The sequence below is a fragment of the Caballeronia sp. dw_276 genome (assembly GCF_018449635.1).
Classification (GTDB): Bacteria; Pseudomonadota; Gammaproteobacteria; order Burkholderiales; family Burkholderiaceae; genus Caballeronia.
In genome coordinates this window covers 63,915-88,732 of record NZ_JAAVUV010000006.1, presented here as the reverse complement: position 1 = coordinate 88,732, position 24,818 = coordinate 63,915, and the positions used below count along the sequence as shown (strand labels likewise).

Sequence of the window (24,818 nt, the reverse complement as noted above, 5' to 3'; positions counted from 1 at the left end):
GAATGAACGCAGAAAAATCCCGCCTACGCATCGCCCTCGTGTGCAACACCGCCTGGGCGATCTACACCTACCGGCGCGGTTTGCTGCGAACGTTGATCGAACAGGGCGCGGAAGTTTCGATCATCGCGCCGCGCGACCGCACGTTCCCGCTGATGGAAGAAATGGGTTGCCGATGCGTCGACCTACCCATGGCGTCGAAGGGAACCAATCCACGCGATGACCTCAAAACGCTCGCCGCGCTCTATCGCGAGTATCGGAATGCAAGGCCGCACATCGTCTTCCATTACACGATCAAGGCGAATATCTACGGGACGATTGCCGCGAAGCTGGCGGGGATTCCGTCGATCGCCGTGACCACGGGCCTCGGTTACGTGTTCATCCAGCAAAGCGGAACGGCAAACATCGCGAAGAAACTCTACAAGTTCGCATTCCGCTTTCCGCGCGAAGTCTGGTTCCTCAACAAGGACGACCGCCAGGCGTTCATCGATCAAAACCTGCTGGTTCATCCCGAACGCGCGCGTCTTTTGCACGGCGAAGGCGTCGATCTCGCCGATTACGCTTTTCAGCCGCTACCGCGCGCCAACCCGCAGACGGAAGGCTTTTTTTTCGTTTTAATTGGCCGCCTGCTGTGGGATAAAGGCGTGGCGGAATATGTCGAGGCAGCGCGCCGGATTCGCGCAAAATATCCGTACGCGCGGTTCCAGCTGCTCGGGCCGGCCGGCGTGGACAACCCCAGCGCGATCACGCTCGACGAAGTCCAGGCGTGGCAGCGCGAAGGCGTCATCGATTATCTCGGCGAAGCAACGGACGTCCGCGCGTTTATCGATAACGCCGATTGCGTCGTGTTGCCGTCGTATCGTGAAGGCGTGCCGCGGACCTTGATGGAAGCCTCGGCGATGGGCCGTCCGATCGTCGCCACCGACGTCCCCGGCTGCCGCGAAGTCGTCGAAAACGGCGTGACCGGTTTTCTTTGCGAAGCAAAAAGCGCGGACAGCCTGACGCAACAATTAGAGCGCATGCTGCAAGCAAGCCACGCGGCGCGCGCCGAAATGGGCGTTGCGGGCCGCGCCAAGGTCACGCGGGAATTCGATGAAAACGGCGTCGTCGAACGTTATAAAGGCACAATACGCGCGATCACCGGCTTCTAGGCGATCGGCGTTTTACATTAAAGAGCACCACCGGGAGCGAAACTCATGACAGAACACACAAAAGATAAAGGCACCATTCTCGTGACCGGCGGCGCTGGTTTTATCGGCTCGCATACCTGCGTGGAATTGTTGAATGCGGGATTCGGCGTTGTCGTGATCGACAACCTCGTGAACAGCAACGCGCAGTCGCTCAAGCGCGTGGAACAGATCACGGGCAAAACGCTCGCGTTCTACGAAGCGGACGCGCGCGATGAAACCGCCCTCGCCCGCATCTTCGATGAACACGCGATCACCGGCGCAATCCACTTCGCGGCGCTGAAGTCGGTGGGTGAATCGGTCGCAAAGCCGATCGAGTATTACCGCAACAACGTGGATAGCCTGCTCGTGCTGCTCGACGTCATGCGCGCGCGCAACGTGAAGAACATCGTGTTCAGCTCGTCGGCGACGGTGTATGGCATGCCGAAGAGCGTGCCTATCGATGAATCCTTTCCGCTTTCGGCGACCAACCCCTACGGCCAATCAAAGCTGATCGCCGAGCAGATTTTGCGCGACCTGGAAATCTCCGACCCGTCGTGGCGCATTGCCACGCTGCGCTATTTCAATCCGGTCGGCGCGCATGACAGCGGTTTGATCGGCGAAGATCCGGCGGGCGTGCCGAACAACCTGATGCCTTACGTGGCGCAAGTCGCCGTGGGCAAGCTCGAACGTCTGCGCATTTTTGGCAGCGACTATCCGACGCCCGATGGCACCGGCGTGCGTGATTACATCCACGTGGTGGATCTGGCGCGCGGCCACATCAAGGCAATCGATGCGCTGCAATCGCTTGATCGCAGCTTCGTCGTGAACCTCGGCACGGGTCAGGGTTACAGCGTGCTAGACGTGGTGAAGGCGTTCGAAACGGCGTCGGGCAAGCCTGTGCCGTACGAACTCGTGGCGCGCCGTCCGGGCGATATCGCCGAGTGTTACGCGAATCCCGCCGCCGCGGCCGCGCTGATCGGCTGGCAGGCGGAACATGGCATCGAGCGGATGTGCGCCGATCATTGGCGCTGGCAGTCGCAGAATCCGAAGGGCTTTGCCTGACCGGTCTCGTTCTTTTTAGTGATTATTTTTCATGCTTAGCTTCGCGCTCGGTTTTCTGGTTTCGCTGTTCATCACGCTGTTGATCGTGCGGTTTGCGCACTTGCACGAAGGCATTTCCGGCGATACCGATCTGACCGGCGTGCAGAAGTTTCACGCGCGGTCGGTGCCGCGCGTCGGCGGCGTCGGGATACTTCTGGGGCTCGCCGTCTCCGCCGTGCAGCTTCGATGGAGTTATCCGGTTGTATCGAGCGGCATTCTCGCGGTGGTCGCGTGCGGGTTGCCCGCTTTCTTTTCGGGGCTCATTGAAGATCTGACCAAGCGCGTGACGCCCGTCGTGCGCCTGGTCTGCACGATGGCCGCCGCCGCGCTCGCGTATTTCCTGCTCGGCATTGCCGTCACGCGCATCAGCGTGCCGCCGCTCGACTTCCTGCTGACCTATGGCGTGATCTCGTGCCTCGTGACCGTGATCGCGGTGGCGGCGCTGGCGAACGCGATCAATATCATCGACGGCTTCAACGGGCTTGCATCAATGGTCGCCTTCATGATGTTCGCCTCGCTCGCGTACGTTGCGTTCCAGGTTCACGATCCGGTCGTGCTATCGGCGTCGTTGATCATGATGGGCGCGGTGATGGGCTTTTTCATCTGGAACTTCCCCGCAGGCCTGATCTTTCTGGGCGATGGCGGCGCGTATTTCATCGGCTTCATGCTCGCTGAATTGTCGATCATGCTCGTGATGCGCAACCGTGATGTATCGGCATGGTTTCCCGTGTTGCTCTTCATGTATCCGATCTTCGAGACGTGTTTTTCGATCTACCGGAAGAAGTTCATTCGCGGCATTTCGCCGGGCATTCCTGACGGCGTGCACCTGCACATGCTGGTCTACAAACGCCTCATGCGATGGGCCGTCGGCGCGCAGAACGCACGTGAACTCACGCGGCGCAACTCGCTGACATCGCCGTACTTGTGGTTGCTGTGCCTGGTCGCCGTGATCCCCGCCACGCTGTTCTGGCGGCATACGGTGCATTTGTTCTGCTTCGTCGTGGTGTTTGCGTTCACGTACGTATGGTTGTACGTGAGCATTGTCAGATTCAAGTCACCGCGATGGATGGTGTTCCGCCGCGCGCATCCGGCGAAAAAATAACGCTGCATGAAGATGCGCCGGCCTCCCAGCCGGCGCTATTGTTTTAGCTCGATGCAAATTCCAGCAGGTCCGCGTTCACCTTGTCCGCTTCCACCACGCACATGCCGTGCGCGCCGCCCGGATAAACCTTGAGCGTGGCGTTCGGCACGATCTTCGCGGACATGCGCCCGGCGGTATCGATGGGAACGATCTGGTCGTCGTCGCCGTGCAGGATCAATGTGGGTACATCGATCTTCTTCAGGTCTTCCGTGTAATCCACTTCCGAGAACTCGCGGATGCACGCGTAATGCCCGACGATTCCCCCAAGCATGCCCTGCGCCCAGAACGAATCGATCACACCCTGCGATTTCTTGGCGCCCTCGCGGTTATACCCAAAGAAAGGCAGCGCCAGGTCCTTGTAGAACTGCGACCGGTCCGCCGCGACGCCGGCACGGATGCCGTCGAACACGTCTTTTGGCACGCCGTTCGGATTGCCCTCGGTTTTCAGCATCAGCGGCGGCACGGCGCCGATCAATACCGCCTTCGATACCCGCCCCGTCCCATGACGTCCGATGTAATGCGCGACTTCGCCACCGCCCGTTGAATGGCCCACCAGCATGGCCTCTTTCACGTCGAGCGCGTCCAGCACCGCGGCGAGATCGTCGGCGTACGTGTTCATGTCATTGCCAAGCGCCGGCTGACCGGATCGTCCGTGCCCCCGCCGGTCATGCGCGATGACCCTGAATCCTTTCTGGACCAGAAACAGCATTTGCGAATCCCATGCATCCGCGTTCAACGGCCAGCCATGCGAAAACACCACCGTCTTGCCCGACCCCCAGTCCTTGAAAAAAATCTCCGTGCCGTCCTTCGTCTTGATCGTGCTCATCGAACGTGCTCCTTAAGGTGAGATTGCACGTTGCGTCCACGTTGAGAATCGCCACCTTTCGTGTGCGCAACGCGAGGGACCTGCAAAGTATTCGTACGTCCTGGTCATGCGGTCCTGGTCATACAAAAAGCTGCGCCGTTCGCGCGGCGTCTTTGTGTTTGATCGTTGCCTGGAAAAGACGCCGGGGCGGCGTGGGGTGTCTCAGATTACGGCAGGAACGTGTCGCTGAAAAGACTTCCAGAATTCATGTGGGAGGCAGGACTTGCCGCGAAAGCACCTGTCTGAAACTGATTTAAATAGCTCGGACTCACTGAGAATTAATCAAAGCTATTGCCTGCATAGATATTTTAACGGTGAGACGTTTTGAGCTGTTCTTACCGGCTCCTCGCAATTAACCCTAAAGTTTTGTTTAGCCGGTGCCGTAAAAACATCCGAATGCAGGGGTTGCCTTATTAGTACAAACACTTATGTCTGAACATATCCTATTGCATTGATTCGATGGCTTAACTATCGTGGCAGCAACGCTTCAACGCGTGCAAATTATGAAGATCGGAAGCCTATTTTCTTCGCTTTTCTTGTCCTTTTCCTCTTTCACCGCACTACGGCGATCGAAGCGGCATTCCGGCAACTCAGCCGAAATGCCGGATAAGACATGCAATAAAAAAAGCAAACGATAAACAGCGCAATAAACCAAGTCTGGAGACCACAATGAGCACCCGCTCAGATAGCGCGATTCACCCATCACCAGGATTTTTTTCTAAAGAAGCCACCGTCGCAAAACCCGGATTCTCCCGGTGGATGGTGCCACCCGCGGCGCTCGCCGTGCATTTGTGTATCGGCCAGGCGTATGCATTTTCTGTTTTCAACGCGCCGCTCACCCGCGTGATCGGCATCACCGAGTCGGCGCCCGATGACTGGTCGCTGACCACGCTCGGCTGGATCTTTTCGCTGGCCATCGTGTTCCTGGGTTTGTCGGCGGCATTTGCCGGCAAGTGGCTGGAGAAAGTCGGCCCGCGCCGCACGATGTTCACGGCGGCGTGCTGCTTCGGCGGCGGCTTCCTGGTCGCAGCGCTGGGCATCCATTTGCATCAGATCGTCCTGGTCTATCTCGGCTATGGCGTGATTGGCGGAATCGGGCTCGGGCTGGGTTATGTGTCGCCGGTTTCAACGCTGATCCGATGGTTCCCGGACCGCCGCGGCATGGCGACCGGCATGGCGATCATGGGCTTCGGCGGTGGCGCGATGATCGCCGCGCCCGCATCGGTCGCCTTGATGAATCACTTCAAGAGCGCGACGAGCAACGGCGTGACCGAGACCTTCGTGGTGCTGGGTATCGTTTATTTCATCTCCATGTCGATAGGCGCGCTCGCCATTCGCGTGCCGCCCGCGAACTGGATTCCCGCCGGCTGGACGCCGCCTGCCGACAACGGCAACAAGATGATCACGCGCAATCACGTGCATATCGATCAGGCGTTGAAGACGCCACAGTTCTATCTGATCTGGCTCGTGCTGTTCCTCAACGTGACGGCGGGTATCGGCGTGCTGGGACAAGCGTCGGTGATGATCCAGGAGAGCTTCAAGGCGACCATTACTGCTGGTGCGGCTGCGGGGTTTGTCGGCTTGCTGTCGCTCTTCAACATGGGCGGACGGTTCGTGTGGGCATCGGGATCGGACTGGCTTGGCCGCAAAAACACCTACTTCGTGTTCTTCGCGCTGGGCGCCGTGCTGTACTGGCTCGTACCGCAATTTGCGCAGAGCGGAAATGTTGCGCTCTTCGTGCTTTCCTACTGCGTCATTCTCTCGATGTACGGCGGCGGTTTCGCGACCGTTCCGGCGTATCTCGCCGATATCTTCGGCACGAAGTTCGTTGGCGGCATTCACGGACGGCTGCTGACGGCGTGGGCGGCTGCGGGTATCGCGGGGCCGGTGCTGGTGAACTACATTCGCGCGTATCAGGTGGCGCATGGCGTGGAAAAGGCGCAGGCCTACACGACCACGCTGCACATCATGGCGGGGCTGCTGGTGCTTGGCTTCATCTGCAATTTCCTCGTGAAGCAGGTGAACGCGAAACATCACATGAGTGCTTCGGCGCTTGCGTCGGAATAAGCCAGACCAACCATAAACCGGAGAACGCAATGAACACTCGTATCGATCAGAATCTTTCGTCGAATGCCGTACCGACGAACAAGGCGTTGCTTGGAGTTTTTTGGATCTATGTGATCGTGCCGCTGGCGTGGGGCGTGATCAACACGCTCGTGCAGGCGACGAAGCTGTTTCATTGATCTTGTAGGTAGAACGGAAAACGCCGGCTTAGAGCCGGCGTTTTTCTTTGAGACTTCATTTCACCTCAAGCCACCGCCCCCGCCATCCCGTTCGTAACCTCTCTTGCCACGGCAAGATACCTCTCGGCGGTGTCAGCAAGCGTAAGCCCGCCTAGCGGCCTTTGCGCCCGTCCTTCGCCCAGCGCCGTCACCAACGCCCGCGCATAACTCGCGGTGTCTTCCGGATCGAGCAGATGCACAGCCGGGAAATCTTCCGCGAAGCTGAATGGCCGGATCTGGCTCGCGACAATGGGCACGCCTGAAGCCAGCGCCTCAAGGAACGCAATGCTGTGCCCCTCGGAACGCGAAGGCATGGCGAATACGCTGGCCCTGAACAAGATATCCGATACATCCGAGCGCGGCCCTTCCACCGTGACATGCCGCTCGATCCCGAGCTTCGCCACGAGATCGTTCACCGCCGTGAAATACGCGGGGTCTTCGATCACGCCCACCAGCAGCAACCGCGCATGCGGCACGACCTTCACCACCTCCTTGAAGGCATGCACCGTCTGCAACTGATTTTTCACCGATGTGTATCGGCCGATCTGCACGATCTGCGCGTGGTCATCGGCGGGATTTGCGGTCAGGCCTTTCGAGAAGCGCGCCATGTCGACGCCGTTCGGGATGAGTTGCATCGAAGGATGCCGGCCGACGGCTGCCACGTAGTCATCTATATTCGCCGGCGATACCGCAATCACCGCGCGCGCCCGCCGCGACAACACCCGTTCGATACGCCTGAACAATCCGCGCTCGAAGTCATTGGTTGCGGAGTGCATCACGTACACCACGGGCGCGGCTATGGGCAACGCGCGCGCATAAAACGCGGGGATGGTCGCGTGCGCAAAGACCACGTCCGGCTTGTAGTGATTAACCGAATGGTACAAATGCCACAACTTGCCGAACGTTCCGTGCGATGCAGCCGGGAACATGCACTCGACACGGTTCATATCGAGTTCGCGGCGCAGTTCGACGAAGTCGTCGTGCTGCGGCCTGAGCGAAGTCATGCCAACCGTTTCACCACTGTTCTGCTGATGAATCGCCAGATCCTTGGCCAGCACTTCGGCGCCCGAAAGACGCGGTGCGAGTACAAGATGAAGGATGCGCATCACGCCTCCCTGACGATTCGGAACAGCATCCAACCGGCCGCGGCCGCGAGGCCGCCGGTCATGGCCCAGGCAATGCCCGTCACGCCCCACATGTGCGTGGCGACCGGCACCGTGGCGAGCAGCACCACGGCCTGGATGATCGATGCGTGCGTCGCGACCTTCGGCAAGCCGACCGCGCGCAGATAAGACACCAGCACGGCGATCACGGCGCCAATCGCCATGTTCACCACGAAGATGCGGAACAGCGGCACGGCAGGCAACCACGCGGTTCCCAGCACGATCTGGAAGAGCGGTTCGGCGGCAAAGCGCAGGATCACGACCAGCACCACGAGTCCTCCCGCAATGAGTCCAAGATAACGGCGGAACAAGCGCGCGGCAAAGTCCGCGTCCTTGCGATGATGCGCCGAAAACGTCGGGAAAAGATATTGCGACATCGCGATCGCCGCGTCAGCAAGCAGCATTTGCGCAAGCTTCGACGACATTTGATACGCGCCGAGTTGTGCCGGCCCGAGCAGCTTCGCGACGATCACCTTGTCGAACTGATTCAGCAGCAGATTGACCACGCTGCCGGCCCAGATCCATCGGCTGAAGTTCACGTAATGGCCAATGCCCTTCCAGGACGCACGCAGCGGCGGACGCGGCCCCATCGTGGTCCACGTCAACACGGTCTTCAGCGTTTCGCCTGCCAGCATGCCGAGCAATACCGAATAAGCGCCCGCGCCGCCGAGCGCAAACGCCAGGCCGATCGCGCAATCGAGAAATGCCGACGACATCTCCACGCCCGCAATGCGCATGAAGCCGCGTTCGCGCGTGACGATGTAATACGCCGGCGACGCCACACCGCGAATCAGCGGCAGCAACGCCGCCATCTGCAGCAACAGCAGCGATCCGCCGAGATGAAATTGCTGATCCATGAACGGCGCGGCGCAAGCAATCAATACGGCAATCAAAGCCCCGCGCGATGCCAGCGTGGTCCAGACCGCGCCGAGCTGCGCGCGATTGGGCGTCTCGCGGCCCTGCACGACGGCTTGTGCCAGGCCGGTGTCGCTGAGCGCTTCGGCAATTGCGACCGCGAGCAGCGCCACGCTGACACTGCCGATGGCGGCGGGCCCGAGAATGCGCCCGATCGCCAGGAATTTGACCGCAACGAACCCGCGCACGACGATTTGCTGCAGCAGGACCCAGATGGCGGCGTCCTGGTCGAAACGCACGCTCGCGGTTGAAAATGGTAAGCGAACTGCTCTCACAGACATTCCTCGCGTCGGGTCGGTTTTTTGTATTTAGAGCACGACAAATGGATTGCCGGCCGGACTTGACTTTTCATTAGCGATGTTTGCCCAGGGTTTCCCGCAAAGGTAACGTGCCACGCAATGTGTTGTGCGCCATCTCGTAGTCGATATCGGCCCTCGTGTACGCTGGCTCACTGTCTTTTTTCGCCAGAGGAATACCCTACGTTTTGGCGCTTCCAAAACTTGCTGCAGTGCTAGTGTTGCCGTTATTCGCCGATACCCTGGCGTCTTGACTACATGTTGTGCGCGATTACGCCGGCGTTCTGCGTCTTACCGCCCGAACAACACGACCTTTTGTACGATTTCGATAAAAATAGACCATGGCCAATGACACGCGGGATACCGTTCTGATTATCGAACCGAATTTCACCGGGCATCGGTGGAGATATGCCGAGTGGGCCGCAGCGGCTTACGGGGAGGCTGGATACCGGTGCGTGATCGTGACCGACCCCGCAAACGCGGAACATTCGCTCAGCAAACGCATTGCACAAGAGAACCGGCCCGAGCTTCAGATCCAGTTCGTGGCGCCGCTCGTGCATAGCAGGAAAGGTTTCGCGAAGGTCAGTTACGTGCGTTTTTTCCGCGATTTCAAACACGCTTTCAGCATTGCCAGCCAGGGCCGCAAGGTCTCGCTCGTGGTGGTGCCTTACATCGATTATTTCTTTTACTCGCTGCCCTTCACCGGTTCGCCGTTTGGCGCGACGCCGTGGGTCGGCATCACGATGCGCGCCAATTTTCATCACGCGAAGGTCGGCGTAAGAGCGCCGCGCGAACCGATGTTGAACGGCGTCAAAGCGCAGCTCTTCCGGCGCGCGATCCAAACGCGGGGGCTGAAAACCCTGTTGACCATCGATCCGACGCTCACCGAATGGTGCGCGGGAACGCCTGGCCAGCGCGACCGGTATCAGGCGAAGCGCGGTGCGGCCGTGCAGTATCTCGCCGATCCGTTCCCCGATGCCCGGGCGACCGAACCCGCCATCGCACGTCAGCGACTGGGCCTGGGCGCGGGCAAGCACGTGCTCGTGTATGGCGCGATCACCGAGCGCAAGGGCATTCAGGAACTCGCCGCCGCATTGGCCGAGAGAAAAGATGCGGACAAGCCGACGCTCGTGGTTGCGGGCGCTCAGGACGAAGAAATCCGCGCATTCTTTTCGCGAGCAAGCGCGTTGTCTCCGGCGCCGGTTTTCATCGATCGTTTCGTCACCGCTGAAGAAGAGCTCGATTTGTTTTCCGCCTGCGACGTCGTGTGGCTCGGCTACAAAGGCCATTACGGCATGAGCGGCGTGCTCGTGCAGGCGTACCGTTTCGGCAAGCCGGTGATCGCGACGGCGGATGGATTGATCGGCTGGTTTTGTCGTACGGGCGAGCTGGGGCCGGTGGTGCAGGATCTGTCAGTTACATCGATCAACCGGGCGCTCGATCAAGTGTTTGAAACGCGCACGCAAGCGGCGGTTCGCGCGCCACATCTGCTCGAACGCAACACGCTGAGCGAATTCAAGCAGACGCTCAGGCAAGCCATCGTCTGAGCAACTCAAACGCCCTCGGTGCCGTCCACTGCAATACTTCTTGCGGGCGCGCGCGCCGGGTCGCGGCCCAGCCATTCGCGGACCCATCGTGCACACGGCTCTTCGACGCGTCGTAATGTAATCTTCGCGCCAATGAACGCCAAGGCCGTGGCCGCGATCATCGATACCGCGAAAACCAGGACCGCATGGTCTTCGGCGAAGTCATCCACGGCGTCGAGCCTGACAACGGCGCGCACGCCGAGTATCGCGATGAAATGCCATACATAGATGCCGAAGCTGTATTTCCCGAGCATCACCGATGCCGGCGCTTTCAAAAGCTTCAGCGGAACACGCGTCAACAACAGCATCAACGCGGCAGTTGCGAGCGCGGCAAAGGTAGGCGCCACTCCATGCGCCATGCCGCGGCCTGTGCCGGCGAAGAACAATGCAATCAACGCGGCGATCCCGCCTGCCGCAAGCCTCACGCAAGCACGTGAAGAGAGTCTGTTGTCGCCAACGAGATAGTCCCTTCCAAGCCGCCAGACCCAGAATCCAACGATGAAACACGGCAGTTGCATCGGCGGCCAAAAATAGAAGAACTCGTTGTTCACCACACGGCACGCGGGACCCCCGTCGCATGCGCCGAAGTACCAGCACGCGAGCGCAAAAAGCGCGGTCAGCAGCGACACCATGACCAGGCCGCGCATTGTCCGGCACACGAACACGAGCGCCGGTGCGACCATGTAAAAGAACATCTCCACGCCGATGGACCAGCCACCCGGAACCACGCTATCCGTCGCCGATGGAAACCATGCATGCAGGAAAAGCATGTTCAGGAAGACATCGGAGAGATCGTGCGGTGTCTGTATATGACTGTGCGCGAAATGCAGCACGAATTCGATGCTCGTATAACCGAAGATCGCGAGGTAATAAAGCGGCGCAATGCGAGCAATACGCTTCACATAGAAGTTACGCAGCACTTCGCGTGTGGCCCCGAGACGTTCGGCATCATGTTCTATCGATGCAAAAATTGTGATTGCGCTGATCACGAAAAAACACTGCACGCCGTATTGCCCGAGATTGGCGAGCGTATCGAGCCATACCGGACTCGTCACCATCCATGGCGCAAGATGAACGGCAATCACGCCAATCACGGCAAGCGAGCGGCCTGCATCGAGCGCGGCAATGCGAGCGTGCGCGGTCATAGGTGTGTCCTCGCGGCTTTCGCGCAACAGTAATGAAGTGCTTCCATGGTCGGCATCGCGCCACAAGTTGACACGGCTCGGGCGTGTTGCCCGGGCTGTTCGGACTATCGGAAAGAGGAGAGGAAACCGCGTTGCGCCAATGCTTGCTGCGCGGTTTCAGTCGACACGCTCAGGACACGTGAGTGCTCACCACCGGCACTTCCATTTCGCCCTTGCGTTGCTTGGCCGGGAACAGTGCATCCCGGATCTTGAGGAACGGGAACTCGACCGCGCGCGTGGTCACGTAACCGATCACGATCGCAATGCAGAACTGCGCCGCCAGTACGATGAACCACGCGGCAAGCGGCGGCACGTGCATTGCGGCGGTTTTGCGGATGAGGATGTCGGCCGGTGCAAGCGCCAACGAATGCCAGAGATAGATGCCATACGAATACACGCCGATCCACGCCACGCCACGATAAAGCAGCGAGTCGCGAATGCCCTTCGAATATTCGATCGCAAGCACAATGGCAGCGGTGAAACCGATCGCCTGAATCGTGAAACCGATGCTTTCATCGAGGGCAATGTGCGTCGTTCCCAGCACGAGCCACGCAATCAGCACGGCCACCATGCTGAGCAGCAGCCATTTTTTATCGGCGAATTTCTTGTAGACGTCCGGCTTCATCCAGTAGAACGCGGCGAGGATCACGCCGAACAGCAAGCTGTCTATGCGGTACTGCGTCTGGAAGAACGCGGCGTCAACATCTCCATTCGATACCACCGCGCAACGCGCCAGGAGCACGATGCCGCAAATGGACAGCAACGTCCCGATGATCGCGTTCACGCCTACCTTGAACCGTACGAAAACAAGCAGCAGCGCGGGCAGGAACAGGTAGAAATGTTCTTCGACGGCCAGACTCCAGGTCTGGCTGATCGACGTGCCCAGATAGTTCTGCAAGTGGGTCAGGTTCTGGAACAGGAACGTGTCCGTGGGGTGACGTCCGGCGAACAGATGAAACAGGATCAGCACGTAATACGCGGGCCAGATCTTGAAGATTCGTCGAATGATGAAGCGCCACGCGTCAATGCGTCCGTGCTCGGAATATTGCTTGAGCAAAAGGCCGCCAACGAGAAAACCGCTGAGCGTGAAAAACAGATTGACGCCCTCGCGGCCAAAACTCTTCAGCGGGTATTCAATCGCGCTGATGAACCAGTAGCCGGTCTTGACAGAGTGAAAGTGAAAGCCCATCACGGCGATGATCGCGATGCCGCGGACGAAGTCGAGCTCGATCGTCCTGTTCGATGTTTGTTGTGTACGTGGTGTGCCGAACAAGCCCATGGTGATCCCCTTTGCTGCGGCGTTCGCTCCGCATTTCCGACCTGATGCTCGGTAGTTATTTCCTGACTTATCTGTTCAATTCGCAGGCAAAACCGCCCGACGAACCAATCGATCTGGCGGTCCCTGAATATTCTCCTCACCGGTCCGGTTTCATCCGCCAACATCACGCCGTTGACGGACAGCCAATGCGGCGCGCCGCACGCAAGGGTTTCGCAAGGCATCCGACGGACATTGCATTGCGCAAATGTGCGCGCCGTTGAAAGGCCAAGGAAAGGCGCTGGTTCAGCGACCTGCGTGCGGCGGTGCACATACCGCGCTCCGTTGATTCACGACGAAGATTAGTGCTTAACCGCCTGTCCCGATGCAGCCGATTCGGCCACTGCTATATTCCAGCGAGCAGTTTCGGCCATCGGCTTGCATTGAGCGAAAGTGACGTGCGGGAACAGTTCACAGCGATGAAAACGAATGTTCGTTCGCGCACCCATGTGACATTCTTCCCGCGGTTTCGAAGACGCTATGCGATACATGCAACGGAAGGAACCCATCGGTTGCCGCATGCTTGGCCAACAAATCCGCTTTGCACGCCCAAGCCCGAATTCATCAGCCGCGCCTTGAAGCGAAGCCTCAAAAACTGAGAGTCGAAGAGAGACCCGCCATGCGCAACAAATATACGAACTTGTGGATCTGGCTGTTTTTAATCCCGCTTTCGCTGGACTACAAGGCCGCGGAAGACGCAGGCAGCCACGTGATACAGGTGCTCATGACGCTGCCGGTGATAGGCGCGGGCGTGGTGCTCTGGCTGATCGCGCCGAGCTTCACACGCCGTTCCAGGTTCCGCTCGATCATCACTGCAGCGACCATCATGACGGTGGTCGGCAGCATTGTTGCGCAGCTCCTGCAAGGCAACGACTTCGGCAACTATCTGCGTACCTTGCTGCCCTTCGGCTTGTTCCTGCTCGGCTATCTCGCCGCATGCCGGCCATGGGAAGGCGACCGTCTTGCGGCCTTCGAAAAAGCGATCTTCTGGTCGATGGTCATCTCGCTCGTTTTCAGTTTCGTGTACGGCATGGTGACGAGCGGCGGTCCGCTCGACGACGTGCGCTACCGGATCGTATCGGTGACGTTTCTTGGTTTGCAAGGCGTCATCCTGCACCAGTTCGTGGTCGCAAAACGCATTACGAAATTCACGCTCGCGATCTTCCTCGGCACGATCCTGATCGAATTGCTGAGCGTCACGCGCAGCTTGCTGGTGGGCACCGTCGTGCTGTTTCTGTTTGCTACGTGGCTGTCGGCGCCTTCGCCGCGCCATCTGGTCCGGGCAGGCATGCGCGCCATCATGACCGGGGTGTTGATCGGCGTGATGACGGCCGGTGCCGCCATGTTCTTCCCCGAAGTCGCCGATCACTGGACGCAGCGCATCTTCGCCTCGAAAGAGACGACTTCCGGCCGCGACCCGACCACGATCACCCGCCTGGCCGAGATGAAGGACCAGTACGACCAGGTCACGTCGACACCCTCGGCGCTGATCGCGGGGAGAGGCTACGGCGCGGTCTATCACTACTCGCCGGACTACCTGCCCTACCTTGCCGGCCAGTTCTCCAAGAAGGACTTTTACGCGATCCGCGAGTTTGCGGCGGGCCACAATTTCTGGGTGTATCAACTATTTGCCGGCGGCCTGATGTTCGGCCTCTGGATGCCGCTTGCGATCCTCTTCGCGCTGGCGATGGGCGGCTTTGCATATCGTGTATGGCGCCGGCGCGCGCCCGACCTGCTCTACCTGCCGGTCATGGGACGCTCGCTGTTGTTGCTCGCCGCGTTGCCAGCAACGTCGATTGGCGGCAATCCGCTCGGTCCGCGTTATTCGGGTCTTGTGTTTGGCGTCGCTCTCGGCTTGCTCGTTGCGACCTACACGCGCCTTTCGTACGCAATGAAGGTTCGCAACGCCGAACTCGCCGCGGCACGCGGCATGCCGAAGAAACGTCGTCCCGGAACGCCCGCGCCTGCACCGGCGGGCACTCCCGTGTCCATGCCGATGCACCCGACGGGCCACGTGTCCGCGCTTGAAGAGAATCGTGATGCGCTGTCGCGCTTCACGTCGGCATAGGGCGCAGGCGGCTTTTATCAATTGATACGATTCATCATCGAGCGCGCCTGGCAATGAAGATCCTGCATCTGTTATCGACTATCGACCCGCGTGCGGGAGGCCCGACCGAAGGCGTGCGTCAAAGCGGCATCAACATGGCGGCGCTGGGTCACGAAGTGGAAGTCGTCACACTCGATGACCCCGCTGCGCCCTGGCTCGCCGCGTTTCCGCTGACCGTGCACGCGCTGGGTCCATCGAAGGGCAACTACGGCCTGACGCCGAACCTCGTGCCGTGGCTCAAGCAGAACGCCGCCCGCTTCGATGCCGTCATCATCAACGGCTTGTGGCAATACCACAGCTACGGCGCATGGAAAGCGCTGCATGCCATGCAGGTGCCGTACTACGTGTTCCCGCACGGCATGCTGGACCCGTGGTTCAAGCGCACTTATCCGCTGAAGCATTTGAAGAAGGCGCTCTATTGGCCGTGGGCGGAATATCGCGTTTTGCGCGATGCACGGCGCGTGCTGTTCACCGCCGAAGAAGAACGCATGCTCGCGCGGCAATCGTTCCGTTTGTACAAGGCGAATGAAGAAGTCGTGGCGTTCGGCACCAACCCGCCGCCGGTCGCATCGGCATCGGTACGCGATGCGTTCCTTGCCGCGTATCCCGAACTGGATGGCAAGCGCCTCTTGCTGTTCCTTGGGCGCATCCATGAGAAGAAGGGTTGCGATCTGCTGATCAAGGCATTCGCGCGGATCCGCGATATCGATCCACGGGCGCATCTGGTGATGGCCGGCCCGGACGGTGGCGACTGGACACCGGCGTTGCAAAAGCTCGCGACTGAGCTTGGCGTGGCGGATCGAATCACCTGGACTGGCATGCTGCTTGGTGACATGAAGTGGGGCGCATTCCAGGCAAGCGATGCATTCGTTTTGCCTTCGCATCAGGAGAACTTTGGCATTGCAGTGGCTGAGGCGCTGGGCTGTGGCTTGCCGGCACTCATCTCCGACAAGGTCAACATCTGGCGCGAAGTGGAAACAGACGGCGCGGGTTTCGTTGCAGCCGACACAGTGGAAGGCACGGTATCGAGTCTCACGCGATGGTTGGAACTCGAACCATCGCTGGCCGCCGCGATGCGCGCCCAGGCAAAAGATACGTTCCACCGCCGGTTCACCGTCGACGCAATGTCGAAGGATTTGCTGCGCGTATTGCAGGCAGGCGCGCGCGAAGGCGCAAAGACCATGCACAAACGCGTGCAGACCGCATAGAGCCTTAACGGTTGTCGGGGCGCAAGAACCCGGCACCAACCCCCATCGCAACAAATACCCCCGCCAGCAAAAGAAAACCCGCCGATGTCTCCATCGGCGGGTTCCTTAAATCGGCTACGAATATCGGAGAAACAACCAAACCTGTCCGATAAACAAGCCGCCCTACTTCTTCGCCATGAAGGCAAGATCCGAAGGCGCATGCAGCTTCGACGCAGCGTATGACATCGGCTCTTCAGATACGCGGCGCTCGACGCCGGCTCCAATCGATGTCACCGATGCCAGTGGCGAAACCTCACCCCGCAACGCCTTCAGAATATGTTCCGACAGCCGCAAGGTCATTGCTGCAATCGTGATGGTCGGGAAATTCGCCCCGACCGTGGGAAATACGGAACTGCCCGCTATAAACAAGTTGCTCATGCCGTGCACCTGGCAATTGCGATCGACCACGCCTTGCTTCGGCGAATCGTGCATGCGGGTCGTGCCCATGTGATGCCACGTGCCTTCCAGTTGCGCCGGCCACGGCTTGCCTTCCAGCGGCTCGTCGAGCTGGACATCGGCCACGCCCGTGCGCTGCATTTCTTCCGCGAGCAGCGTGACGGTGCGATCGAACGTGCGCTTGACCAGCTCGGTCAGTTGCCAGTCCACCTTCACGCGATTCATGCCGAGCGCATCTTTCTGCGACGACAACGTTACACGGCTATTGCGGTTCGGTTCGGCTTCAACGATCGTCTGAAACTTGACGTCGGTAATGAGCGGACGCGGCTGCAACAATCGCGCAAGACCGAAACACGCGGTGTCCACAGGATGCATCGCCATGGTCAGCAGGTCCTGCGAAACACTCCATCCCGGCTGATCCTTTTGCAGCACGGCCTGCTTGCATCGGATCAGCGCCTCGGCGCCTTCCGTGTTTTCGCCACGGAACATCGAGTAGAACCACACGCGCGCATTGAGCAGACGCTCACGCTCGAGCACCTTTTGCGTCAGCGCGAATTGCGACGAGATGAACTGTCCGTGCGCCGATACCGATGCATTTTGATAGTGATACTTGATGTCGTAGAGCTTGTTGCGCGCCCACGGTTTTTTGAACTTGATGCTGCCCGTCATGGTGCGCGGATGGTCCATGAAGTACCGGCCGACAATGTCGTTGCCGTTACCCAGGCCTTCCGCCTGCACCTTGTTCGAGGCAAGCAGCAACCGCGCATTCTCGATACCGCCCGTCGCCAGAATGAAGATCTTGGCGGAGACAGAAAATCGCCGGCCGCTCAAAGTACCTACGTCGATCTGCGTAACGTGCTTGGCTTCGCTTTCCGTGGCAATGTTCATCGCGTTCGCGTTGAGGAACACCCGCACATGCGACGACTCGCCGAGCACAGCCTTGTACACCTTGCCAAAACGCACCGGTGGGCTGAACTGCGAGATCGTGTCGCGCACCGTGCCGCTGGGTAGCGGATGGCGCTTCACGTCGTCCCGGCCAATAGCCGCTTCCCAATACGCCGGATCGAAATTATTTTCGCCAAGCTTGAGCAGCGCATGCGTGCGGGCATAGTACGGACGCAGTTCGTCGAGTCCGAAAGGCCAGCCGCTGTCGTTGACCCAATCGCGTTTTTCGAAGTCCCACGAATCGAGCGGACGGCACCAGCCGCCCCAGCAATTGCTGCTGCCGCCGAGAAAACGGCTGCGGCTGCCGTCGGCATACGTATAAGGAATGCCGACGTTCTCACCGCGATACAAATCGCGCGTGGCATCGTCCGGCTTGTAACCGCCACTCTCCAGGAGGACGGTATCGATTCCTTGCTTATCCATTTCGAGCGCGAGCGTAATCCCCGCGACCCCTGCCCCGATGATGCAGACGGTCGTCTTCACTACGGCGTTCTGCTCTACATTTCGGCTGTCAATGAACATTCCCCGTGCTCCCTCTCGTGTGCAGCAGTTCGCCTAATCGTGCTGCAGGCTTATCCGCTGTCGCCACCCGTTATAGAAACGCTTCGCTGCCGTGGCGCGTCGCGCGGTTCGCTGCGCCGCCGGCGCCTGGACAGAACCCGTCCATCTTTCATCTAACGAAACACTACGCGAGTCCGGCCAGTCCACGTGCGGTCAGGAGAACATTCCAGCCCAGCCTGCGTGTAATAGTCGTTGCACCCGCGCGGCGTTACCCGCCAAGATAAAGGCGCATGCGGCCAAAGCGCGCTGGTCTGTCGCGCGCGGCACATGCGAAAAACTCCATGCTTTAATACGGCCCCGTTTCGGCTCAGGCGGTGAAACGCTTCCTGATAAACCGTACCGGATTGCCGCCATATACACCCTCTGCTTCCAGTGACCGATGCACCACCGACAGCGGCGTCACCACTGTCGAGCGGCCGATGGTCACGCCCATTTGTACGACGCATTTCGATGTAATCCACACACCGTCTTCGATCACGATCGGCTTGACATGCAAATCCATGTTCGTCGCGAGATCGTGTGAACCGGTGGTGAGAAATGCGTCTTGTGAGATGCAGACATTCGAGCCAATGCGAATCGATGTCTGGTTGTAGATCCATGCGTTCACACCAAACCAGCAGTTGTCGCCCACTTCCAGATTCCAGGGCGCCTTCACGCGGATAGGATGCGGCATGCGGCAACCGGAGCCAATGCGCGCGCCAAAGCGGCGCAGCAGCCAGACCCTTAAGCCGGACACCGGTATGAACTTGTTGTTGATGATCGCGGCCTCGAGGAAGAACCACACGAGTTCGATGAACGTGCCGCGTTTCGCTACGTAGTTGCCTTTGCCAGCAAGACTCAGGTCGATCACATGGACGTCGTTGCCCTGCGTATTCGCAGCGGTATGGCGAGCGCCTTCCTGAACGATATCCTGAGCGACATCTTCTTCAATGCAATGTTCGTCGATTGTTCTGTGCATGTTAGCCGGCCCCCGAGCCCGTAGCGGCGAATGCATTGCAGCACCGCATGAAACGATTATGGTCGATGCGTCTGATTGTTCTGGTGTGCCAGCCCACTAATGGCCGCAAGGGAAAGACTTTTGGCGGCATCTGCATGACCCGGATGCGAAAGATTTGCTACCTTGAAACAAGGGGTGCCAGCCGCTCGACAGCGCAGCAAGTTTGGGATAACAATCAATCCTCATATTGAGAGAAAGATCGGAGTGCGTCATGAAATCATCTATTCGCCGGCTTGCGTTACATCGCGTACTGACCATGCTTGTTGCTGGTGCAGCGTGGTCTGCGTTGCCATCCGCACATGCCGCCGCGGGCGATGCCGGCACGCGTGACTACGCTGCCGAAGACAAGCTCCTGGGCGGCCCATCCTCGTATGCCGGCTACGCCGATCCCTACGGCCAAGCGCCGAACGCCAATGGCAAGGGCGCGAAGAATGGCGCCAAGGCGGCCACCGCCACCACGTCGGCCGAGACCATGATGAACAACAACGCGGACCCGGCACAGACCAACGCATCGTTCGTCAAGCCTGGGACGGTCGTGATGAAACGCGGCGCGCGAGTGCAGAATGCGAACGGCAAGCTCGTTGCCACGCCCGATACCGCCGCGCAGTCCGTGTATGGCGCGAACGGCGTGAAGGTCGCGAAAAAGCCATTGGAAATCTACAAGTCGCCGTATTGAAGTCGAGCCCGCGCAAAAGAAAACCGCCCGGCACAAGTGCATCGGGCGGCTTGCAAATCAAACTTGCGCTTCTACCTCGCTTCAATCGATCTTCTCGATCTCCACGAGTTTCACCGCAGCCTTGGCCTTCGGCGAGGCAGCGGCCGGATTTCCCGCCTTTGCGTCCTTGCGCTCCACCGTCCGCAGACCGGCGCGTTCTCCTCTGAGCATGCGCAGCTTGTCATCGAGCCGTCCCAGCACCCACGCCGGCGACAGATGCAATTCCGCGAACACACGTCCCTCGGCTCCGAGCGCCGCACGTTGCTCCGGGTTGGCCACCAGCGCTTCTATGGCGGCCGCCAACGCGTCGACATTCTCCGGCGGAACGACCACCCCACGCGATGAAACCACGTTGTGCAGCTCTGTTCCCGGACGCGCCATCGCGATCACCACACGGCCGCTCGCAAACATGCCTGTGAGCTTGGACGGCATCACGAGATCAGCGGCGTCACCGCGTTGCGGAAGCACGTGGATATCGGCGAGATTGAGCAGTTCGTTCAGGCGCTCGACCGGCTGCAGCGGAATGAACCTGCAATTGCTTAGATGTTCGCAAGATTTTTGAAGATCGGCTTTGGTCGCGCCATTGCCGCAAAAAACAAACGTGATGTCTTCGCGTTTGGCGAGCGCGTGCGCCGCACCCGCAAGCACTTCTATACCCTGCTTCGATCCCATGTTGCCGGAATACAGAACGACTTTCGCGCTCTCCGGAATCGCGAGTTCGTCGCGAAACTTGTTCACGCGCTGCAACGGATAGATTGCGCTGATGTCGACCCAGTTGGGCAGGCGGAACATCCGGGACGGCAACACGCCCTTCGTCATCGCGCGTTCGATCATCTTGTCGGAAATCGTCGACACCATGTCGAAGCGACAGAGGATTGCACGCTCCATGAAACGCGCGATACGCCCTGCACGTTCACTCTTGAGCAGACCCAGATCGAATGCTGCATCTACTTCGAAATCCTGAATATGCAGCCACGAAGACGCGCCCGTCATTTTCGCGAGCATCAATGCCGCAGGCGCGTTGAGCATGGTCGGCGCGATGGTCATCACCACGTCGGGGCGCCACCACGTCTGCTTCATGAGCGCAGGCAGCGAGGCCATTGCAAACGATGCAAGATGAACCATGCGTTTCAAACCGCTCGGATGTGCAGGCACCCACAACGGCGCACGCCAGATCCGCACGTGATTGCGCGTTTCACACGCGTTGCGCCATGCCGAATAACCTTTGGCAACTTTCCATTCCGGATAATACGGAGGCGCGCACACCACACGAACTTCATGGCCGTGCTGCTGCAGCGTCTCCGCCATCTCGGCGGTGTACTTGCCCGTACCCGTCAACTCGGGCGCGTAATTCAGCCCGTAGATTAGGATTCTCATCTTGCCTCCACTTCCGCCGGACTAACGCGCGCCGGCGAAACGGATTTATGCCAGACATCACTCACGGGACTCGCCCCGGCGCGTAAGCGCCGGGGCGACCATGCGTGGCTCTCTTGGTTGTTGGATCGAAACCGGAAGCGGTTGGCGCAGTCAGTCGCTGAGCATCATCGCGCAGCCCCTTGCAATGTTTGCGGCCGCGGAAGGCGGGTCGAAACGCTGAATCACGTCCATGCAACGCTTGGCCGAACCGGCGGTATCGGCAAATGCTTCGATGGACTTGAGCATCGTGCGTTGCAGGGCAGGCACGTCGCCGGCCGGAAACGCGTAACCCGATACACCGTCGATCACCAGCTCCGGCACACACCCGCAGCTCTCGCTCACCACCGACGGACAGCCGTGACTCAACGCCTCGTTGACCACCAGGCCCCACGGCTCGCTCATGCTCGGCAACACCATGCAGGTCGCGCTAAAGTACTCGATCGAAAGCGGCTCGTCCTGCAGGCTGCCGAGGAACGTAATCGAATCAGCGAGGCCCATGTCCGTCACCTTGGCCTTGAGCTCGTCGCCCATTGGTCCGGTGCCGACAATGCGCAGCGAGGCATCGGGAATACGTTCTTTCAAACCACGGAATGCGTCGATCAACGTGCCAATGCCCTTCTCCGGCGACAAGCGTCCTACGTAAACAAACACAGGCTTCGATCCCGCGCGGTAATGCATCCGGTCCGACAGTGCGCGCTCAGGCGAAAATGAGCGCGGTAGCGCCGCAGCCTGACAGGGAATGAAAATCTTCTCCTGCTTCGCGCCGAGCGACATCAGGTATTCACGGCTGCGTTCGCCGAAGCCAAAATAACCATCGCATAGCGAGAAGAACACGCGCTTCGGAATCGATGTGAGCATCTTGCGTGGCCGGTCGCGTCCCGTGGAATCGCAGAACACGGCGCGACGCTTGCCGGTCAGGATGCACGCGGCCATCATCGCCCAGTATTCGGGGCGGTGATAACCCGGCAGCACGACCAGATCCGTCTTTGCTTTCAGCACTTCCCACGTGAGGCGCGCCGTCATGCGCCAGGTCGGCACGTCTTCATAACAACCGTTGTAGAGCTTGCGCATCGGATAGCTATGGAACGAATAATCCACATCCGAAAAGCCGACACGGTCATGCTCGGTATCGGCGATCTGCACCATCGAATACTTGATCGAGCCCGAGCCTGAAATGTTGTGCAGCGCGGACAAAACAGCCCCTTTGTGCCGCGACCAGACGACATTATGGAAAATGGTGACCGTTGCGTTCATGTTCTAGTTATCCCTATTGGTAGCGTGTACTTCACGAGGTATGAGGCACCGCCGGCCTCATGCGTGAGCCGGTTGCTGGCTCAGCGTCTCGTAGTGCTGCAAGAAGTCCTGATAGGTCGCGCGAATGCCCTGCTCGAGCCCCGTCGATGCAAGCCATCCCATGTTGCCAAGCTTGGATACGTCAAGCAGCTTTCTCATCGTGCCGTCCGGTTTGGACGCGTCGAACACGAGCTCACCTTCGAAGCCGACAACGCGGCAGACCGTTTCCGCCAACTCGCGGATGGACAAGTCTTCGCCCACGCCCACGTTGAACACGCCTTCGTCATGTGCGCTTTCCATCAGGAAGACGGAGGCGCCCGCAAGGTCGTCCACGTGCAGGAATTCACGGCGCGGCGTGCCCGATCCCCATACCGTCAACGTGCTTTCGCCATTCAGCTTGGCTTCGTGCGCCTTGCGGATCAGGGCCGGCAAAACATGGCTGCTCTTCAGATCGTAGTTGTCGTTCGGACCGTAGAGGTTGGTCGGCATCAGCGAGATGAACTTGCAACCGTACTGACGGTTATAAGCCTCGCAAAGCTTCAACCCCGCGATCTTCGCGATGGCATACGCCTCGTTGGTCGGTTCCAGCGCCGAGGTCAGAAGGTACTCTTCCTTGATCGGCTGCGGACACGCCTTCGGATAGATACAAGACGAACCAAAGAACACCAGTTTCGAAACATTCCAGCGGCATGCCGCGTGGATCACGTTGGTTTCGATCGTCAGGTTTTCATAGATGAACGATGCCGGCAGCGTCGAGTTCGCGAGAATGCCGCCGACCTTCGCGGCCGCGAGCATCACCACGTCGATGCTCTCTTTCTCGAAGAACATGTTCACCCCGACCTGATCCGTCAGGTCGAGCTGCGAACGCGTGCGCGTGATGATGTTCCGATACCCCGCGTCGGTGAGCCGGCGCACCAGCGCGGACCCCACCATGCCCCGATGACCCGCTACAAAAATGCGTGCGTTTTTGTCCATGATGTTTTTACTCGTGATGTTCAAGGGCTTTGAATCCGGCCATCGTGACGAGGGCGTCACGGCGTGCGATCTGGTAATCCGACCGGACCATCTCCTTGACGAGCGCGGAGAAAGTCGTCGTGGGACGCCAGCCTAGTTTTGCGTGCGCCTTCGAAGGGTCGCCAAGCAGGGTTTCAACTTCAGTGGGACGGAAATAACGCGGGTCGACACGGACGATCACATCGCCCTTGACGAGTTTGGTTTCGCGTCCTTCAACCCGATCCACGATCCCGACTTCGTCCACGCCCTTGCCTTCGAAACGCAGATGCACGCCGAGCTCGGCCGCTGCCTGCACCACGAACTCACGCACGCTGTGCTGCTCGCCCGTTGCAATCACGAAGTCTTCCGGCTTGTCCTGCTGCAGCATCAGCCATTGCATCTCGACGTAGTCGCGCGCATGACCCCAGTCGCGCAGCGCCGACAGATTGCCGAGATACATGTTTTCCTGCATGCCGACCGCGATACGCGCCATGGCGCGCGTGATCTTGCGCGTGACGAACGTCTCGCCGCGCACCGGCGACTCGTGATTGAACAAGATCCCGTTGCATGCGTACATGCCATACGCTTCGCGGTAATTCACCGTCATCCAGTACGCATAGAGCTTCGCTGCTGCATACGGGCTGCGCGGATAAAAAGGCGTGGTTTCGCGTTGCGGCGATTCCTGCACGAGGCCATACAGTTCCGACGTCGATGCTTGATAGAACCGCGCCTTCTTTTCCATGCCAAGAATGCGGACGGCTTCGAGGATGCGCAATGCGCCGAGGCCATCGGCATTCGCCGTGTATTCGGGCTCTTCGAACGACACCTGCACGTGACTCTGCGCGCCCAGGTTGTAGATCTCGTCCGGCTCGGTGCGCTGCACGATGTGCATGATGCTCGACGTATCCGTCAGGTCCCCGTGGTGCAACACCAGCTTCGGGCCGTCCTCGTGCGGATCGCTGTAAAGATGGTCGATGCGATCCGTGTTGAAGAGCGAGCTACGACGCTTGATGCCGTGCACCTCATAGCCTTTTTCCAACAACAACTGGGCCAGATAGGACCCGTCCTGTCCCGTAACGCCGGTAATCAAAGCGACCTTGTGTTTCATCTTGTGCCTCTCGTCTTTCTCGTGAA

General features: G+C 59.5%; 20 protein-coding genes. 9 read left to right on the top strand and 11 right to left on the bottom strand.

Annotation, left to right across the window (positions count from 1 at the left end):
* Positions 1-2: 2 nt before the first annotated feature.
* From HB633_RS14105 to HB633_RS14095, 3 genes are read left to right on the top strand one after another with little or no spacing between them, the layout of a single operon-like run.
* Positions 3-1,148 carry a glycosyltransferase family 4 protein gene (locus tag HB633_RS14105; RefSeq protein WP_213778710.1) on the top strand — a complete coding sequence of 382 codons (1,146 nt, stop codon included), beginning with the start codon at positions 3-5 and terminating at the stop codon, positions 1,146-1,148.
* 45 nt (positions 1,149-1,193) lie between these two features.
* Entirely contained in the window at positions 1,194-2,228 is a 1,035-nt protein-coding gene (gene galE / locus HB633_RS14100; protein ID WP_213778709.1) for a UDP-glucose 4-epimerase GalE, read from the top strand.
* Positions 2,229-2,259: 31 nt separating this feature from the next.
* Positions 2,260-3,369 (top strand): glycosyltransferase, encoded by a 1,110-nt coding sequence (locus tag HB633_RS14095; protein ID WP_213778708.1) that lies wholly within the window; start codon positions 2,260-2,262, stop codon positions 3,367-3,369.
* Between the two features lie 43 nt (positions 3,370-3,412).
* On the opposite strand, the gene HB633_RS14090 is transcribed toward HB633_RS14095, so the two are convergent.
* Complete coding sequence (locus HB633_RS14090; protein ID WP_213778707.1) at positions 3,413-4,234, bottom strand: alpha/beta hydrolase; 822 nt, start codon at positions 4,232-4,234, stop codon at positions 3,413-3,415.
* 708 nt (positions 4,235-4,942) lie between these two features.
* On the opposite strand from HB633_RS14090, the gene HB633_RS14085 reads away from it, so the two are divergent.
* Positions 4,943-6,340 carry an OFA family MFS transporter gene (locus tag HB633_RS14085; protein WP_213778706.1) on the top strand — a complete coding sequence of 466 codons (1,398 nt, stop codon included), beginning with the start codon at positions 4,943-4,945 and terminating at the stop codon, positions 6,338-6,340.
* Positions 6,341-6,369: 29 nt separating this feature from the next.
* Complete coding sequence (locus HB633_RS14080; RefSeq protein ID WP_213778705.1) at positions 6,370-6,516, top strand: oxalate:formate antiporter; 147 nt, start codon at positions 6,370-6,372, stop codon at positions 6,514-6,516.
* A gap of 65 nt (positions 6,517-6,581) precedes the next feature.
* Here HB633_RS14080 and HB633_RS14075 read toward each other — a convergent pair whose 3' ends face one another.
* Together HB633_RS14075 and HB633_RS14070 are read right to left on the bottom strand one after the other, a co-directional pair.
* Positions 6,582-7,661 carry a glycosyltransferase family 4 protein gene (locus HB633_RS14075; RefSeq protein WP_213778704.1) on the bottom strand — a complete coding sequence of 360 codons (1,080 nt, stop codon included), beginning with the start codon at positions 7,659-7,661 and terminating at the stop codon, positions 6,582-6,584.
* Positions 7,661-8,908 (bottom strand): oligosaccharide flippase family protein, encoded by a 1,248-nt coding sequence (locus tag HB633_RS14070; RefSeq protein WP_346730313.1) that lies wholly within the window; start codon positions 8,906-8,908, stop codon positions 7,661-7,663. Before HB633_RS14070 ends, HB633_RS14075 begins: the two co-directional genes overlap by 1 nt.
* A gap of 362 nt (positions 8,909-9,270) precedes the next feature.
* On the opposite strand from HB633_RS14070, the gene HB633_RS14065 reads away from it, so the two are divergent.
* Entirely contained in the window at positions 9,271-10,476 is a 1,206-nt protein-coding gene (locus tag HB633_RS14065) for a glycosyltransferase (protein ID WP_213778702.1), read from the top strand.
* A gap of 5 nt (positions 10,477-10,481) precedes the next feature.
* Here HB633_RS14065 and HB633_RS14060 read toward each other — a convergent pair whose 3' ends face one another.
* Together HB633_RS14060 and HB633_RS14055 are read right to left on the bottom strand one after the other, a co-directional pair.
* Positions 10,482-11,660: an acyltransferase gene (locus tag HB633_RS14060; RefSeq protein ID WP_213778701.1), complete on the bottom strand. Its 1,179-nt coding sequence runs from the start codon at positions 11,658-11,660 to the stop codon at positions 10,482-10,484.
* 169 nt (positions 11,661-11,829) lie between these two features.
* Positions 11,830-12,978 (bottom strand): acyltransferase, encoded by a 1,149-nt coding sequence (locus HB633_RS14055; RefSeq protein ID WP_213778700.1) that lies wholly within the window; start codon positions 12,976-12,978, stop codon positions 11,830-11,832.
* A 655-nt stretch (positions 12,979-13,633) separates the two neighbouring features.
* Between HB633_RS14055 and HB633_RS14050 the strand changes: the two genes are divergently transcribed.
* Together HB633_RS14050 and HB633_RS14045 are read left to right on the top strand one after the other, a co-directional pair.
* Positions 13,634-15,082 carry a hypothetical protein gene (locus tag HB633_RS14050; RefSeq protein ID WP_213778699.1) on the top strand — a complete coding sequence of 483 codons (1,449 nt, stop codon included), beginning with the start codon at positions 13,634-13,636 and terminating at the stop codon, positions 15,080-15,082.
* 53 nt (positions 15,083-15,135) lie between these two features.
* Entirely contained in the window at positions 15,136-16,329 is a 1,194-nt protein-coding gene (locus HB633_RS14045) for a glycosyltransferase (protein ID WP_213778698.1), read from the top strand.
* 162 nt (positions 16,330-16,491) lie between these two features.
* On the opposite strand, the gene HB633_RS14040 is transcribed toward HB633_RS14045, so the two are convergent.
* Entirely contained in the window at positions 16,492-18,231 is a 1,740-nt protein-coding gene (locus tag HB633_RS14040) for a GMC family oxidoreductase (RefSeq protein WP_213778697.1), read from the bottom strand.
* Positions 18,232-18,577: 346 nt separating this feature from the next.
* Complete coding sequence (locus HB633_RS14035) at positions 18,578-19,228, bottom strand: DapH/DapD/GlmU-related protein (protein ID WP_255580933.1); 651 nt, start codon at positions 19,226-19,228, stop codon at positions 18,578-18,580.
* A gap of 250 nt (positions 19,229-19,478) precedes the next feature.
* Between HB633_RS14035 and HB633_RS14030 the strand changes: the two genes are divergently transcribed.
* Entirely contained in the window at positions 19,479-19,943 is a 465-nt protein-coding gene (locus tag HB633_RS14030) for a hypothetical protein (protein WP_213778696.1), read from the top strand.
* 81 nt (positions 19,944-20,024) lie between these two features.
* On the opposite strand, the gene HB633_RS14025 is transcribed toward HB633_RS14030, so the two are convergent.
* From HB633_RS14025 to gmd, 4 genes are all read right to left on the bottom strand, one after another.
* Positions 20,025-21,359, bottom strand: coding sequence for a glycosyltransferase WbuB (locus HB633_RS14025; protein WP_213778695.1), 1,335 nt, complete (start codon positions 21,357-21,359; stop codon positions 20,025-20,027).
* Positions 21,360-21,509: 150 nt separating this feature from the next.
* A complete protein-coding gene (locus HB633_RS14020) occupies positions 21,510-22,652 on the bottom strand; it encodes a glycosyltransferase family 4 protein (RefSeq protein ID WP_056357739.1) in 1,143 nt (380 codons plus the stop codon).
* A 57-nt stretch (positions 22,653-22,709) separates the two neighbouring features.
* A complete protein-coding gene (locus tag HB633_RS14015; RefSeq protein ID WP_213778694.1) occupies positions 22,710-23,666 on the bottom strand; it encodes a GDP-L-fucose synthase in 957 nt (318 codons plus the stop codon).
* A 7-nt stretch (positions 23,667-23,673) separates the two neighbouring features.
* Positions 23,674-24,792, bottom strand: coding sequence for a GDP-mannose 4,6-dehydratase (gene gmd / locus HB633_RS14010; RefSeq protein ID WP_213778693.1), 1,119 nt, complete (start codon positions 24,790-24,792; stop codon positions 23,674-23,676).
* Positions 24,793-24,818 lie beyond the last annotated feature (26 nt).